Here is a 14,128-nt window from a genome sequence, read left to right as displayed (position 1 = left end):
TTCCACCGCTCAGGCGGCCGCGAGCTGTGCGACGGCCTCGGCGACGGCGGTGTCGCCGGAGGTGAGTTCCACGATCACGCGGCTCAGGCGGGGCTCGTGGAGGGCGGCGTCGATGAAGGCGGCGACGTCGTCGCGGTGCACGTCGCCGTATTCGACGGCGAGCCCGGCGGTGACACGGCCGGAGCCGGGGGTGTCCAGGAGGGTCCCGGGGCGGACGATCAGCCAGTCGAGGTCTGTCCGCGTCAGGTAGACGTCGGCGGTCTTCTTGACCTTGATGTAGTGCTCGAAGCCCTCACCGGCCGCGCCGCCGCGCAGCGCGTCGGGGAACACCGAGACGAGCACGAAACGCGCCGCTCCGGCCAGGACGGCCGCGTCGGCGGCCTTCTGGAGGCCCTTGCCGTCGATCAGGGTGGTCTTGTCCATGCCGGTGCCGTGCGCCCCGGCCGAGAAGACCACGGCGTCATGGCCGCGCATCCTCTGCGCGAGGTCGTCGACCGAGTCGGCGATGAGATCACCGGTCACCGGAGTGCCCCCGGCCTCCCGCACGGTCTCGCCCTGAGCGGGCCCTCGGTGCATGCCGGTCACCGAGTCCCCGCGGTCGGTGAGAAGCCGGGTGAGGCGGTGGCCGACCCCTCCGGCAGCGCCGATCTGGAACACCTTCATGATCTCGTCCTGTCTTTCGTGTGAGGGGTGAGGTGTGAGGGGAGGGTGCTGTCCGCCTCTCAGGCGGCGAACACCTGGGAGTCATCGGCGAACGCCTTGAACTCCAGTGCGTTCCCGGCCGGGTCGAGGAGGAACATCGTCCACTGCTCGCCCTGTTCGCCCGCGAAACGCACGTAGGGCTCGATGACGAAGTCGGTGCCCGCCGCGCGCAGCCGCTCAGCGAGCTTGTGGAACTCGGGGATCGTCAGGATCAGCCCGAAGTGCGGCACCGGGACGTCATGGCCGTCGACCGGGTTGTGTATGCGCTGTGCGCGCTCCGGCGCCAGATGGGTGACCACCTGGTGGCCGTGCAGATTCCAGTCCACCCAGGTGTCCGCGCTGCGGCCCTGCTCCAGGCCCAGTACGCCGCCGTAGAAGCGGCGCGCGGCGGGCAGGTCGTCGACGGGCATGGCCAGGTGGAACCGCGGGATCGGGGAGTCGAGGACGGTCATGGCATTGCCTTCCTGCCGGGGAACGGTGTGGCGGAGTCGGCCTCCACCCGTTGTCCTAATGTTGACATTGCGACAACAAACCAAATGTTAACATGAGGACATTGACGGAAGAGGGAGAGCCAACCGGGCATGAGCGAGCAGAGCAAGGTGTCCCCGGCTCGGCGTCGGGGCCTCGCGGACGAGGTCGCGGACCGCATCCGCGAAGCCATCTTCAGCGGGGCCTATGCCCCGGGCGAGCAGCTGCGCGAGGTGGAACTGTCCGGCGAGATGGACGTCAGCCGCGGGCCGGTGCGCGAGGCGCTGCGGGTGCTGGAGCGCGAGGGTCTGGTCCGCTGTGCGTGGCATCGGGGTACGACGGTGACGACGCTGTCCACCGAGGACGTGGCCGAGCTCGACAGCCTGCGCGGCGCGCTGGAGGACCTCGCCGTCCGTGAGGTGATCGCGCGTGCTTCGGACGAGGACCTCGCGTCCGTGGCGAAGACGGCCGACATGATGGAACGGGCTGTGGACGCGCACGAGATGGTGCGGTGGGACATCGCCTTCCACGACGCGGTGTTCGCGGCCGCGGGACATCGGCGTCTCGCCGACGCGTGGGACGGCATCCGGTGCCAGGTCCACCTGTTCCTGCTGACCCGGATCGGCCGCAGCACCGAGGGCTATCTCGACTGCGTCCCGCGCGAACACCGCGAGCTCGTCGCCGCGCTGCGCGCCCGGGACACCGACACGGCTCTCGGCCTCTTCGCCACGCATCGCCGCCACGCCGTCGACGTGGTCACCGGCGCCGCCGACGCGAGCTGAGCCATGGGCCCGGCTCTCCCACCGGCTCAACCCGGGCTGGGCCGGGCGAGCCCCAGGTCGTAGGCGAAGATCACGGCCTGGATGCGGTCGCGGGCGCCGATCTTGGCGAGGACCCGGCCGACGTGGGTCTTGACGGTGGACTCGGACAGCACGAAGCGGTCGGCGATCTCCCCGTTGGTCCAGCCCTTGCCGATGGCGACGAGGATCTCGCGCTCGCGGTCGGTCAACGAGGCGAGCTGCGGATCCTCGGCGGCATCGGCCGTGCGGTGCCGCAGCTGGTGGGTGAACTCGTCCAGGAGACGGCGGGTGAGGGCGGGGGCGATGACGGCATCGCCGTGGGCGACCGCGCGGATACCCGCGAGGAGTTCGTCGGGGCGTGCGTCCTTGAGGAGGAAGCCGCTCGCACCGGCGCGCAGCGCGTCGTGGACGTATTCGTCGACGTCGAAGGTGGTCAGGACGAGGACGCGGGAGCGTCCCCCGGAGGCGATGATGCGCCGGGTGGCCTCGATGCCGTCCATGCCCGGCATGCGTACGTCCATGAGGACGACGTCGGGGCGCAGGTCGGCCGTCATGCGCACCGCCTCGGCTCCGTGGGCGGCTTCGCCGACCACGTCGGTCTCGGGGATGGATTCCAACAGCAGGCGGAAGCCGTAGCGTTGGAGCTGCTGGTCGTCCACGATGAGCACGGTGGTCATCCGGCGCTCCCTCGCGGAGTGAGGTCGAGCGTGGCCTCGACGCTCCATCCGCCGCCCGGCACGGGTCCCGCGCTCACGGTTCCTCGGTAGAGAGCTGCTCGCTCGCGCATACCCACCAGCCCATGTCCTTCCTCGTTCGGCGGCCCGGTCGGGCCGGACGAGCCGGTGTCCCGAACTCGTAGGGTCAACTGCGTGTCCTGCGCGGCGATCTCAAGGTCGACCCGGGTGGCGGCACCGGCATGCTTGAGGGTGTTGGTGAGAGCTTCCTGCACGATGCGGTAGACCGTCAGCTGTACTCCGCTGTCCAGTACGTCCATGTCCCCGCTGGTGCGGTAGACGACCTCCGGTCCGGCGGTGCGTATGCCGGCGCACAGGGCGTCGATGTCCGCGATGCCGGGCTGCGGGCTGAGTTCGGGCTCGTTCTTGAGACCGTCGCTCTCCTCGCGCAGGACGCCGAGCACGCGCCGCAGCTCGCTCAGTGCCTGACGGCCGGTGTCTCCGATCATCAGCAGGGTCTCCTTGCCCCGTGCGGGGGCGATGTCGGCGGCGTACGCGCCGGCGTCGGCGAGGGTGATGATGACGGCCAGGTTGTGGCCGACGATGTCGTGCATCTCGCGGGCCACCCTTGTGCGCTCGGTGGCGGTCGCCAGCCTGCTGCGCTGGTCGCGCTCGATCTCCAGACGGGCCGCCCGGTCCCGCAGCCCGGCGAGCTGGGCCCGGCGGATCCGCACCATCAGCCCGAGCGCGACGGCGGCGGTCGTGGTGGCCAGGAGGAAGAACAAGGCGTCCCAGACCGGCATCGCCGCCGAGACCCGCACCGCGACCAGCCCCATCGCACCTGCCGCGACCCCGCAGGCCCACGGCAGGTGCCGTAGCCGCCCATGCAGAGCCAGGCTGTACAGGGTGATGAACAGGGCGACATCCGCGCGCAGCGCGACCTGGAGCGACCACTGGAGGACGAACACGCCCGCGACGGCACCGAACGCCATCAGCGGCTTTCGACGCCGCCACAGCAACGGCAGCACCAGCCCGGCCTGAAGGGCGAGGATCTCCGCCACGGGCAGCCCGGTGAACAGGACGCGGAACTCGCGCGGGGCGTCACCGTCCACCGCGCCCCCGTCCACCACGTCCGGCAGGCAGAAGATCAGGAAGACCAGCCCTACGACGGTGGCATCCAGCGCCCACGGGTGCGCCCGGTCCGCCTGCCGCAGCCGCCGGCCGATCCGGCCCAGGCGGGCGAGCAGCAGGCCCGTCCCGCTCAGGTCGTCGGTGGTCATGGAGGTCACCTGTCCATAGTGCGGGTCGTCAGACGTCAGTGCGGGTCGTCAGACGTCCCGGCGCACAAGCCGGTACGCCGCCCCCGCCAGCGCGAGCGCCGTCCAGCCGACGAAGACCAGCAACCCGCCCGTCGGGGACAACGTGGAGGCATCGTGCGTCAGGGCGAAGATCGACTCCCCCGCGGCGTCGGGCAGGTACTTGCCGACGTTGTCCTGCCAGGAGCTGGGCACCAGTGAGAGCAGCAGCGACACCATCATCAACGCGCCGACCAGGACCGAGATCCCGCCCGCGACCGACCGCAGCAAGGCGCCCAAGGCCGCGCCGAGCACTCCGACCAAACCGAGGTAGAGCCCCGCTCCCAGCAGGCTGCGTACGACACCCGCGTCCGAGATGCCGACGGCCGCGGGCGTGCCGGACACGATCGCGCCGGTGAAGAGGAAGGCGACGAACACGCCGACCGTGCCCACCACCAGGGAGACCAGCCCGAACATCGCCGCCTTGGACCACAGCACGGGCAGCCGGCGCGGCACCGCCGCCAGCGTCGAGCGGATCATGCCGGTCGAGTACTCACCGGCCGTGACCAGCACGCCGAGCACGCCCAGGGCGATCTTGGCGAAGTTCACACCGAACAGGGCCAGACTCACGGAGGTCGCGCCGACGAAGTCCTCGCCCGGCTGTTGACCGCCGCTGACCTGGGACTCGTACTGCACGGCGGCGATCGCCCCGACCGCCACCAGGAAGACCAGGGCCAGACCCAGCGTGATCCACGTCGAGCGCAGGGACCACAGCTTGGCCCACTCAGCGCGCAGTACGCGCCGTCCGGTCACCCGGTAGGCAGGCCGAACGGGGGCCGTCTCGGGCGTCTCCGGTATCGCGGTCAGCGTGCTCATGCCGCCCTCTCAGGGGTCTCGATGCCGGTCGTGGAACCGTGGTACTCCACGGCATCCCTCGTCAGGTCCATGAACGCCTCCTCCAGCGACACCGTCCGCGCGCTCAACTCGAACAGGGCGATCCCGTGTTCCGCCGCCTTCAGCCCGATCTCGCGGGCGGTCAGGCCGGTCACGTGCAGGTCCTCGGAGCCGGCCCGACCGGTGATCTCGACGCCATGCCCCACCAGGACCTCGCGCAGCCGGGCCGGATCCTGTGCGGCCACCGTCACGGTGTTGCCGCCCGCCTCACGGACCAGGTCCTGCACGGTGGTGTCCGCCAGCAGCCGGCCGCGCCCCACGATGATCAGGTGGTCCGCGACCAGCGCCATCTCGCTCATCAGATGCGACGACACGAACACCGTCCGGCCCTCGGCCGCGAGCCCCGTCAGAAGATTCCGGATCCACAACACCCCCTCGGGATCCAGCCCGTTGACCGGCTCGTCCAGCATCACCGTCTGCGGATCACCCAGCAGCGCCGCCGCGATGCCGAGCCGCTGGCCCATGCCGAGCGAGAAGGCACCGGCCCGCTTCTTCGCCACGCTGCCCAGCCCGGCGAGGTCGATGACCTCCTCCACCCGCCGGCGCGGAATCCCGTGCGTCAGCGCGAGCGCATTGAGATGCTGGTACGCCGAACGGCCCGGGTGGATCGACTTCGCCTCCAGCAGCGCGCCCACCTCCTGGAGCGGCGCGCGATGCCGGGCGTAGTGGCGCCCGTTGACCTTCACGGACCCGCTCGTCGGGGCGTCCAGCCCGACGATCATGCGCATGGTCGTGGACTTCCCCGCGCCGTTGGGCCCGAGGAAGCCGGTCACAGAGCCCGGCCGTACGACGAAGTCCAGCTGGTCGACGGCCGTCTTCTCCCCGTACCTCTTCGTCAGTTGATGTGCCTCGATCATGTGTGTTCCCTCTCCCGGCTTACGACCACAGAAGGGCCTGGTGGCCTCGCCGAAAACGCTAGGCGCGGAGCAAGGCCGATCCGGTGGTACCGGGGTTCGAACCCGGACGAAGAGCGTGGTACCGCGGTACCACGGGAGGTTCCCGTGAGGGGTACACGAGAGACGGAGGGCGCCGCTCCCCCGCGTCGGAACTCTCCTCTGCCCGCCCGCGGAGAACCCTTCGCCCCGCGGAGCCGCACCTATGAACTCCCGTCCGGCCGGCCCGGGGACGACCGGATACAGTGCGTGAGACGGCAGCCTGGTCAGAGAGGGCGAGCGTGACCGACACCAGCGACACCCGACCCGCCGACAGCGAAGCGCCGGCTCCGCGGCAGAGCCGACTGCACCGCGTGATGCGCTACCTCCCCCTGATCGCCCCCGTCCTGCTGTGGGCCGTGCCCTGCTGGGTGCTCCTGCACGCCGGCCAGCACTGGCCACTGCCCGTCACACTGGTCGGCACCGCCCTGTTCGTCCTCGGCCTCGTCGGGATGCCGCTCGCGATGATGCGCGGCCACGGCCGACGCCAGCAGGACCGGGCGGCGATCGTCGGTGACACCCTGCTGGGCACCACCTGGGTTCTGTTCACCTGGTCCGTTCTGCTCGGCGTCTTCCTGCGGCTCGCCCTGACCGTGGCCGGCGTCGGCGAGAGTCAGGACCGGGCCCGGATCGTCACGTGGGCCGTCCTCGGCATATCCGCCGTACTGCTCACCTGGGGGTACGCCGAAGCTCGCCGCGTACCGCGCGTGCGCCGCCTCGACGTACAACTCCCCCGGCTGGGTGCCGGGTTGGACGGCCTCCGCGTCGCCCTCATCACCGACACCCACTACGGCCCGCTCGACCGCGCCCGCTGGTCGGCGCGGGTGTGCGAGACGGTGAACACCCTGGAAGCCGACGTGGTCTGCCACACCGGCGACATCGCGGACGGCACCGCCGAACGCCGCCGCGCCCAGGCCGCCCCACTCGGCACCGTGCAAGCCACCCGGGCCCGGGTCTACGTCACCGGCAACCACGAGTACTACAGCGAGGCCCAGGGCTGGGTCGACCTGATGGACGAGCTGGGCTGGGAGCCGCTGCGCAACCGCCATCTGCTGCTCGAACGCGGAGGCGACACCCTCGTGGTCGCCGGCGTGGACGACGTCACCGCCGAGTCCTCGGGCCTGGCAGGCCACCGCGCCCACCTCGCCGGAGCGTTGAACGGCGCCGACCCCGACCTCCCCGTCCTGCTCCTGGCCCATCAGCCCAAGTTCGTCGACCGTGCGGCGGCCGCCGGCATCGACCTCCAACTCTCCGGCCACACCCACGGCGGCCAGATCTGGCCCTTCCACCACCTGGTCCGCCTCGACCAGCCCTCCGTCGCCGGTCTCAGCCACCACGGCACCCGCACCCTCCTCTACACCAGCCGCGGCACCGGCTTCTGGGGCCCGCCGTTCCGCGTCTTCGCCCCCAGCGAGATCACCCTGCTCGTACTCCGCTCCCCGCATCCGGCCACCTCGCCGTAGCACCGGGCGGGCCACCGCATCCGCTGGGCCCTGTCCTTCCACTGGTCAGGCGACCGTGCGGCCAAGGTCCGGAATGGCGGTGCGGTTGGACTCCAGGAGGTCGAAGACGTCGAGTTCGGTGGTGTCGATCTCGGCGATGTGCCAGGCCAGATGCTCGCCGGCAGCAAGAAGTGCGGGGACTTGGAGGTCGCCGGTGCCGATGGGGGTCTGCTGCTCGCCGTGGCCCCCTGGCCCGTCCTTGAGGTGTACGGCGACGGCGCGTCGGCCGAGCTGCGTCAGTACCGCTGCGGGTGCGGCGAAGGTCACTCTGGCGCAGGCCGAGTTGTCGCCCAACGTGACATGTCACCGGCGTACGGAAGCATGATCGTCTTCGCGGAATACGCGCCAGGACCCAAAACGATGTCGGCGAACCGCTGGCGCCGGGCCTTGGCCTCGGGCGGCCCGCCAGGCACTGGTCTCCAAGGGGCCCGGTAGCGCCCGCTGCAAGCTCGATTCCCCACTACGCACGCTGACGGCGGTGTTGGAGGCCGACCCGGCCGGGTGCGGCTGGAGTGACCAGTGCTGGACGCTGGCGCCACCGTCCTGGGCGGCCTGCTGCCCGTCGACCGTCGTGAACTTCAGGCCGTGGGCGTGGCGATGACAGCCAGTGAACTGGTCACCACCATTACTGGAAGCGTCTCAGCCCGGATTGGGCGCTCATGCGCTGTTTGCGGATGGAGGAAGGTACGAACCTGGGGATTCGCTGAATATTCGACGCTCACATACGTATCTGAGGGCGCACTTCACCCACGCCGGAAGTCCTACCGGCTACGGAGATGTCCTTGAGAGGCCTGATGAGACGCAACACGCGAAAAAGATCGAAGACTGCCCGCCGGGCGGTAGGCGCGGCGGCCGCACTGGCCGTGGGGGCCGGCGGGCTGGTGGCGGTCAACATCTACGCCTCGGCCGACGAAACCAGCGCGAAGGGCTCGGCCCAGAACCAGGTATTCGCGGCTGGAGCCTCCACCCTCGACTGCCCCGACGTCGGCCAGCAGTTGACATCAGTGCCCGCTCAGGCGAAGGCCCAGGTCGACAAGGAACTGGCACTCCTCGACAAGCAGATATCCGAGGCATACCAGCGCCTTTCCACCTCCCAGAAGGCGATTCAGCAGGACCCCAACTTCGCCCAGAACGCGATCGTGGGTCCGCTGAAGGACAAGCGGAAGGCGACGATCGACCGGATCGCCACCGCCATAGGCCGGGTGGCGGCCAAACCGCAGGGCCTTGACGCGCTGGCGGCCTGCACGCTGCGCGCCACCGGCAACCAGGCCAACCCCGGTCAGGGCGGCAACAACAACCAGGGGGGCAACAACACCAATGCCGGTGCGACCGGCAACGGCCCCGTCGCCGCCGACTTCGTGGACATCACCAAGGTGAAGCCCAATGTGCGCACGCCGGCCAGGTCGGCCAAGGCTTCGAAGGGTGTCTTCGTCACCAAGTGCGGGGTGAACGCCAACAAGCTGTACAACAGCGACAACGTCATCGTCGCGCCCGGCGTCACCAACGGCGCACACCACGTGCACGATTACGTCGGCAACCAGGACAACGACGCCTTCTCGAGCGACCAGGACTTCGCCAAGGCCGGGACCAGCTGCCAGAACAAGGGCGACAAGTCGACCTACTACTGGCCGGTGGTGCGCCTGCAGGACGGCACCAAGGAGTTCGACGCCGACAAGCAGGGCGGCGGCGCCGAGGGCAACACGGGCCGGATTCTGACGGCCAAGCAGGCCACCTTGAACTTCGTGGGCAGCCCCCGCGGCAAGGTGGTGGCGATGCCCCGGTTCCTGCGCATCATCACCGGTGACGCCAAGGCGTTCGTCAACGGCACGGCCAACGCCAACGCCTCCTGGAGCTGCACCGGCTTCGAGAACAAGGTGCAGTTGAAGGACAAGTACCCCCTCTGCCCGTCCGGCAGGGACGTGGTGCGCACCTTCAAGTTCCAGAGCTGCTGGGACGGCAGGAACATCGACAGCGCCAACCACCGTACGCACGTGGCCTTCGCCGACGCGGCCGGCAACTGCCCGACCGGCTTCAAGGCCGTTCCGCAGTTGGTGCAGCGTGTGGTGTACGACGTGGACGCGCCCAGCATCAAGGACAACGGCAAGACTCGTCCGTTCTTCTCGTTGGACAGCTTCCCCGAACAGCAGCACAAGCCGGTCACCGACCACGGTGACTTCATCAACGTCTTCGACGCGAAGCTGATGAACAAGGCTGTCCAGTGCATCAACACCGGACGTAAGTGCAGCTGAGTCCGGTACCGAGCGGTGGGCGTCGTACTGACGACGCCCACCGCCACGTACGGAATGCTGGTGCGGCTTCCCTCGTGCCCTTGCCCTTGGTGCGGCGGTGCGGGATGACGAGTCCGATGCCCTGACAGCCGGCTCCGCCGCCGTGATCATGCCGGCCTTCCGGAGATCATTTCAGTTGCCGACATCCTTCCCGACGACGACGTGGCGAGCCCGGACACCTCCTGGTCCTACACCGGCTTCAGCATGTTCAGGAAGTGGTTGGCCCAGGCCGAGGGGGTCACCCTCACCGACATGGACGGCTTCGGCGGAGAGCGCCAGTGGTGCAGCCTCTCCACCACGCTGGCACCCCTGCTCGACCATCCGGACGACGATGGCCCCGACCTCGCATCCGCTCAATGCGCGGCCATGTTGCCCCGACTGGAAGCGATTCTCGACCCTGCGGTTCTGCGTGGACAAGGACGTTGCGCTCATCTTCGGCTGACCCCCGGGAGCGCGGAGCGAGCCGTCGTTGAGGGGATGGCCCGTGGTTGCGGGACAGGCTTCAGCCACCCTCGAACCTTTCAGGTTCCTCACGCCTCGTTCACGTATGAGGATCTCTCCCACAACTGCCGCCGCCACCAGGCGACGTGACACGACGGGACGAGACTTCATGGAGATCAACCGCGCCTTCCGCACCAGAGCGACGGCTCTCGCCGTAGGCGTGACCCTGCTGTCCGGCGCCGCCGTGGTCGGCACCGCCGGGCCGGCCGCGGCCGCGAGCGGCTGCAACGCGGCCTACACCAGCGCCAAGAGCTTCGTCGAGTGGCGCGGGGAGGCACGCATCCCGGCCTGGAGCGACGGCACCTACCTGAGTCTCAGCTGCTCGATGCAGGAGGGGTCCTCCGGCGCTGGTGTCAGGGCGCTGCAACTGACTCTCAACGAGTGCTACGGCGAATCGCTGGACGTGGACGGGGACTTCGGGCCGCGGACACGTGACGCGCTCAAGCGAGCCCAGGCCAGGGAACGCATCTCGGTGGACGGCGGCTACGGCCCGCAGACGCGCAACGCGCTCACGTGGTACTACAAGCCGGTCACCGCCATGGGCTCCGACGAGTGCAGCCGGCTCTGACGAGTCGGGACTCCGAGCGGAGCGAGAGTGAGCCTCTTCAGCGCGGCCATGGAACGCGAGCCCCATCGATTCCCGCTCCCGCCCGCCGGCCACCCTGCGACTCCCCCGCTCCGCCCGGCGCGCAGCGCGTCACGCGCTGCGCAGACGACCTGAACCGTGGAGGATGTGCATGTCGAAGGACCCGAATATCCTGGCTGCTCAGCAGTGGCTCAACGCGACCTACGCGAACGCGCCCGGGTACGAACCGTGCCCGCCGAACGGCAGTACGGGCTGGGCGACGGTGGACTGCCTCACCCAGGCACTCCAGCACGAACTGGGGATTTCCCCGACCGTCAAGAACTTCGGGCCGGGAACCGTCGAAGCGGTGAAGAAGCGCTTCCGGCTCCCCGACCGGGAGACCAACGCGAACATCATCCGCATCTACAACGCCGCGCTGTGGTGCAAGGGCTACTACGGCTCGGAGCATCCCGCCGTATGGGACTCGACGGCCCAGGACTCCCTCGCTGAGCTCTACTTCGACATCGGTCTCCTCCCCCGCGCGCCCATCGACGCCGACATGTGGGCCCGCATCACCCGTTCGCTGCTGCGCATGGACCAGTTCCGTACCGTGCCCGGCGGCGACGGCACCACCAAGCGCATCCAGCAGCACCTCAACCAGCGCTACGTCCAGCTTGTCCGCATCCCCGCCATGAACCTGGTGCCGACCGACGGCGTCTACTCGCGCGACGTGCAGCAGGGGCTGATGCTGGCCGTCCAGTACGAACTCGGTCTGGACAAGGCCACCATCAACGGCTATTTCGGCGACGGTACGCAGCAGGCCCTGAAGACCAAGGGCACCGGCAACACCCTGACCGCCGAACTGGAGCTGCTGTTCCGTGCCGCCTGCTGGTTCAACTCCCCCACCTGGGACAGCAACGGCAGCGCCGTCCACTTCCACCCCGAGAATGTGCTCGACGAGGACCTCTGGGCCGTCACCGAGCCCTGGGTGCGCACCTTTCAGGCGTTCTCCCAGCTCCCCACCGGCGGCGAGAACTACAACTTCCAGACCTGGGCCCAGTTGCTCGTCTCCTGCGGTGACACCAGCCGCGCCGCCGAAGGCTGTGACACCGCCGCGTACACGAGCAAAGAACGCGCCCAGGCCCTCAAGAACAACCCGAGCAATCCCTACAGGCTCATCGGCCGGTACTTGGACGAGCACCTCGACCCCGAAGACGAGCACTACCTCGGCAAGGCGCTCAAGCCCGGCGAGGCGCGGGACATCATCGACGGCGGTCTCGGGCTCTTCCCGCTGTTCCAGTACAACGGCACCCAGCTGTTCAACTTCACCTACGAGAAGGGGTACGACCAGGGCCTCAAGGCCGACGCCAAGGCCAGGGAGCACGGCATCCCGCACGGATCCTGCATCTACTTCGCCGTGGACTACGACGCCCAGGACCACCACATCACCTCGAACGTCGTGCCCTACTTCCACGGTGTCCGCACCGCACTCGAGAAGAGCGGCGCCCGCTACATCTTCGGCGTGTACGGCACGCGCAACGTATGCGAACGGGTCTCCCGCGAGGCCGGCGCCCGCTGGTCGTTCGTCTCGGGCATGTCCTGGGGCTACTCCGGGAACCTCGGCTACCCGATGCCGCACAACTGGTCGTTCAACCAGATCCGCGAGTACCAGTTCCAGGCCGGCTACGGCCTGGACCACAACATCCATCGGAAGAACAGCGACGACGGCGTGTGGCGCCTCGACGCCACGGACAATGGCGACCTGAGCCTGCGGAATTACATCGACTTCGTGAAGCGCGTCGAGGGTGTCATCTCCACCATGGGCGACGGACCTCCCCGGCAGTCAGTGATCGACAACACTCTCGCCTTCCTGCGCTGGGCCGAACCCAATTACCACGACTGGAAATGGTCGGCCATCCTCGGCGCCATCTGGCAGGAGGTCCTGGATGCCTGCGCGGCCGCGGGCATCGAGCCCGGCGACAGGCTCAAATACGATGATCCGCGGGCGAACCACCGCATCACCCTCGCGCACTTCGGCGCCGCCGCCGAGGGCCACTTCGCCTACCCCGGAAGCGGCACCGACGTGACTGTGGGAGAGGCCTGCGGATGGGCGGGGGACATCCTCAACGCCTACACGCAGTGGCGTGAGAACCACCGCTCGATGTCCGGCGAGGACTTCTGCGTCCAGGTCGTCGGATCCGCCACGGTGGAATCCCGGTTCAGCAGTGACAACCTCATCGCCGACGTCGACGCCTACAACATCTCCCACTATCTGCACGGCCTGGACGGCGAGTCCGGCGGCGGGGACGACAGGCTGCTGTCCGACGCGCTGTTCACGTACCACTTCTGGGACGGAGCGAACCGCTCGGCGAAGCGGTTCACCCACTTCTACGAGAACCGGTTCGGCGGCAGCCCCAGCACGTTCCGGGAGACCGTGCGGAACGTCCTGCTGGATTTCGACCTCTTCTCCGCGTTCGACTGGGGCAAGAAGTTCTTCCTGCCCGACGACGAGGACCAGCGGCCGGACAGGATTCCCTCGGAGCAGCTCGCCTCGTTCGTCGATGGACTGCACACCGTCATCACCCGACGTATGGAAGGGGAATAGCGTGAGCCGCACCATCACGCGCCGGGGCGTCCTCGCCGCCGGGGCCGCCACCGCCGTGGCCGCCTGGATCACCCACGCCGGCCCGGCTGCCGCCGCCCCGGGCGCCGTATCGAACGGGAAGAGCGCCGAGTGGACCCGGGACAGATCCGTGAACGGCTGGCCCATCACCCCCGACGCCGTCAGCACCCACCTGGTGGAGGGCTCGAGAGCCTCCGTGGACTTGCGTGACGGCCCGGTGGCAACCGTGCTCCTGCACATCGCGCGACGCTGGCACTACGAGATCGCACCACTCGACACCGGCCAGGGCGGTGGCATCAGCGGCCACACCACCAGCCGGACGGTCGCCGCGGAGTTCGAGTCGACCTACCTCTCCGGCACCGCACTGTGCCTGCACCCCACCGCCTACCCCCTCGGCGGCTCCGAGGGGCTCTGGCCCCACCACGAACGGATCGTGCGGGACATCCTCCTGGACTGCGAAGGCACGGTCGTATGGGGTGGCGACCTCGATCCGGTCAAGCGGTCGCACTTCCACATCGCCCCCGGACCGGACAGCGATACCCTCGCCGGCGTCGCCGAGCGGCTCTCCCCTCTGCCCGGCGTCGGGCGGACCCGCGGAGCGGGGGCGGTCCGAGACCCGGCCCACCCCTCCAGACGCGTCAAGGCACGCCGCCTTGAGCGCGCCCAGAACAGCTGAAGGAGTGTCTGCGAGGCCGAGGTCGCCACGGCCTGCGCGTGCCTTGAAGCCGTGCCCGTTCGGCAGCCATGTGCCCGTGCTCGTGGAACGCAGGGCGCCCCTTCTCCCTGTTGGACGGGGGAGGCTTCCATGCGCTGCCGGGTGTCCG

At 69.2% G+C, this 14,128-nt stretch carries 13 protein-coding genes and 1 pseudogene; 7 read left to right on the top strand and 7 right to left on the bottom strand.

The annotated features are described in order from the left end of the window. Nucleotides 1-9: 9 nt before the first annotated feature. Together SLINC_RS39450 and SLINC_RS39445 are read right to left on the bottom strand one after the other, a co-directional pair. Nucleotides 10-663, bottom strand: coding sequence for an NAD(P)H-binding protein (locus SLINC_RS39450; protein WP_067443223.1), 654 nt, complete (start codon nucleotides 661-663; stop codon nucleotides 10-12). A 59-nt stretch (nucleotides 664-722) separates the two neighbouring features. Next, the gene (locus tag SLINC_RS39445; protein WP_067443222.1) at nucleotides 723-1,154 is read right to left on the bottom strand and encodes a VOC family protein; all 432 of its coding nucleotides are present in this window, start codon (nucleotides 1,152-1,154) and stop codon (nucleotides 723-725) included. A 129-nt stretch (nucleotides 1,155-1,283) separates the two neighbouring features. Here SLINC_RS39445 and SLINC_RS39440 point away from each other — a divergent pair, with 129 nt between their 5' ends. Further along, nucleotides 1,284-1,952, top strand: a complete 669-nt coding sequence (locus tag SLINC_RS39440; protein WP_067443221.1) for a GntR family transcriptional regulator — start codon at nucleotides 1,284-1,286, stop codon at nucleotides 1,950-1,952. Between the two features lie 26 nt (nucleotides 1,953-1,978). Here the strand turns inward: SLINC_RS39440 and SLINC_RS39435 are convergent, their stop codons facing one another. From SLINC_RS39435 to SLINC_RS39420, 4 genes are read right to left on the bottom strand one after another with little or no spacing between them, the layout of a single operon-like run. Continuing rightward, nucleotides 1,979-2,647 (bottom strand): response regulator, encoded by a 669-nt coding sequence (locus SLINC_RS39435; protein ID WP_067443220.1) that lies wholly within the window; start codon nucleotides 2,645-2,647, stop codon nucleotides 1,979-1,981. Next, a complete protein-coding gene (locus SLINC_RS39430) occupies nucleotides 2,644-3,924 on the bottom strand; it encodes a sensor histidine kinase (protein ID WP_067443219.1) in 1,281 nt (426 codons plus the stop codon). The genes SLINC_RS39435 and SLINC_RS39430 overlap by 4 nt, the downstream gene beginning before the upstream one ends. 48 nt (nucleotides 3,925-3,972) lie before the next feature. Further along, entirely contained in the window at nucleotides 3,973-4,815 is an 843-nt protein-coding gene (locus tag SLINC_RS39425; protein ID WP_067443218.1) for an ABC transporter permease, read from the bottom strand. Continuing rightward, complete coding sequence (locus SLINC_RS39420; protein WP_067443217.1) at nucleotides 4,812-5,750, bottom strand: ABC transporter ATP-binding protein; 939 nt, start codon at nucleotides 5,748-5,750, stop codon at nucleotides 4,812-4,814. The genes SLINC_RS39425 and SLINC_RS39420 overlap by 4 nt, the downstream gene beginning before the upstream one ends. 317 nt (nucleotides 5,751-6,067) lie before the next feature. On the opposite strand from SLINC_RS39420, the gene SLINC_RS39415 reads away from it, so the two are divergent. Next, complete coding sequence (locus SLINC_RS39415) at nucleotides 6,068-7,288, top strand: metallophosphoesterase (RefSeq protein WP_067443216.1); 1,221 nt, start codon at nucleotides 6,068-6,070, stop codon at nucleotides 7,286-7,288. Nucleotides 7,289-7,333: 45 nt separating this feature from the next. Here the strand turns inward: SLINC_RS39415 and SLINC_RS39410 are convergent, their stop codons facing one another. Further along, complete coding sequence (locus SLINC_RS39410; protein WP_114604676.1) at nucleotides 7,334-7,621, bottom strand: hypothetical protein; 288 nt, start codon at nucleotides 7,619-7,621, stop codon at nucleotides 7,334-7,336. A 66-nt stretch (nucleotides 7,622-7,687) separates the two neighbouring features. Here SLINC_RS39410 and SLINC_RS50650 point away from each other — a divergent pair. The 5 genes and pseudogenes from SLINC_RS50650 to SLINC_RS39385 form a co-directional block, all read left to right on the top strand. Beyond that, a pseudogene (locus tag SLINC_RS50650) lies at nucleotides 7,688-7,862 on the top strand (IS630 family transposase); the annotation flags it as partial. Between the two features lie 259 nt (nucleotides 7,863-8,121). After that, entirely contained in the window at nucleotides 8,122-9,576 is a 1,455-nt protein-coding gene (locus SLINC_RS39405; RefSeq protein ID WP_067443214.1) for a DUF1996 domain-containing protein, read from the top strand. Nucleotides 9,577-10,225: 649 nt separating this feature from the next. Further along, nucleotides 10,226-10,684: a peptidoglycan-binding domain-containing protein gene (locus tag SLINC_RS39395; protein ID WP_067443213.1), complete on the top strand. Its 459-nt coding sequence runs from the start codon at nucleotides 10,226-10,228 to the stop codon at nucleotides 10,682-10,684. Between the two features lie 169 nt (nucleotides 10,685-10,853). Then, the gene (locus SLINC_RS39390; protein WP_211292766.1) at nucleotides 10,854-13,286 is read left to right on the top strand and encodes a glycoside hydrolase domain-containing protein; all 2,433 of its coding nucleotides are present in this window, start codon (nucleotides 10,854-10,856) and stop codon (nucleotides 13,284-13,286) included. Nucleotide 13,287: 1 nt separating this feature from the next. Beyond that, nucleotides 13,288-13,980, top strand: coding sequence for a hypothetical protein (locus SLINC_RS39385; RefSeq protein WP_225988444.1), 693 nt, complete (start codon nucleotides 13,288-13,290; stop codon nucleotides 13,978-13,980). Nucleotides 13,981-14,128: the final 148 nt, after the last annotated feature.

It is taken from the genome of Streptomyces lincolnensis (genome assembly GCF_001685355.1).
GTDB lineage: Bacteria > Actinomycetota > Actinomycetes > Streptomycetales > Streptomycetaceae > Streptomyces > Streptomyces lincolnensis.
The sequence above is the reverse complement of the archived record's forward strand: the minus strand, read 5'-3'. Positions and strand labels throughout refer to the sequence as shown.

Coding starts and splice junctions, on each gene's coding strand:
- SLINC_RS39450 (WP_067443223.1), bottom strand. CDS start 663: ATGAAGGTGTTCCAGATCGGCGCTGCCGGAGGGGTCGGCCACCGCCTC.
- SLINC_RS39445 (WP_067443222.1), bottom strand. CDS start 1,154: ATGACCGTCCTCGACTCCCCGATCCCGCGGTTCCACCTGGCCATGCCC.
- SLINC_RS39440 (WP_067443221.1), top strand. CDS start 1,284: ATGAGCGAGCAGAGCAAGGTGTCCCCGGCTCGGCGTCGGGGCCTCGCG.
- SLINC_RS39435 (WP_067443220.1), bottom strand. CDS start 2,647: ATGACCACCGTGCTCATCGTGGACGACCAGCAGCTCCAACGCTACGGC.
- SLINC_RS39430 (WP_067443219.1), bottom strand. CDS start 3,924: ATGACCACCGACGACCTGAGCGGGACGGGCCTGCTGCTCGCCCGCCTG.
- SLINC_RS39425 (WP_067443218.1), bottom strand. CDS start 4,815: ATGAGCACGCTGACCGCGATACCGGAGACGCCCGAGACGGCCCCCGTT.
- SLINC_RS39420 (WP_067443217.1), bottom strand. CDS start 5,750: ATGATCGAGGCACATCAACTGACGAAGAGGTACGGGGAGAAGACGGCC.
- SLINC_RS39405 (WP_067443214.1), top strand. CDS start 8,122: ATGAGACGCAACACGCGAAAAAGATCGAAGACTGCCCGCCGGGCGGTA.
- SLINC_RS39395 (WP_067443213.1), top strand. CDS start 10,226: ATGGAGATCAACCGCGCCTTCCGCACCAGAGCGACGGCTCTCGCCGTA.
- SLINC_RS39390 (WP_211292766.1), top strand. CDS start 10,854: ATGTCGAAGGACCCGAATATCCTGGCTGCTCAGCAGTGGCTCAACGCG.